The organism is Mesorhizobium sp. M8A.F.Ca.ET.202.01.1.1 (genome assembly GCF_004791595.1).
Taxonomy (GTDB): domain Bacteria; phylum Pseudomonadota; class Alphaproteobacteria; order Rhizobiales; family Rhizobiaceae; genus Mesorhizobium.
Genome location: NZ_SRUN01000191.1, coordinates 1 through 317, shown reverse-complemented (window position 1 = coordinate 317; position 317 = coordinate 1). Strand labels below are relative to the sequence as shown.

The window sequence follows — 317 nt, the reverse complement described above, 5'->3', positions numbered from 1 at the left end:
ATCCAGTCGTTGGAGCGCGTGCCGCTGACGTCCATGAAGAAACCCGGATCTGTTTCTTCGTATATCAGCCGGTCGTTCTGCGGACTGTCGCCAAGTGCGTGGAAGAACACTTTTGACGGGCGGTGGTTGTCGTCGAGGCGGGTGTAGAAAAAGCCGTCGTCTCCGGCTTTCCACACGCCGCCGCCACCCGTGTCCGGGATCTGGTCGGTCAGGTCCCTGCCGCTGGCGATGTCGCGCACGCGCAGCGCGAAGAATTCCGAGCCCTTGTCGTCGAAGGCCCAGAGCCGCTTGCCATGGTCGGCCGAATGGTCGACGCC

Annotated in this window: 1 pseudogene; it reads right to left on the bottom strand. The window is 63.1% G+C overall.

The annotated features are described in order from the left end of the window. A pseudogene (locus EN845_RS34445) lies at positions 1–317 on the bottom strand (S9 family peptidase); the annotation flags it as partial.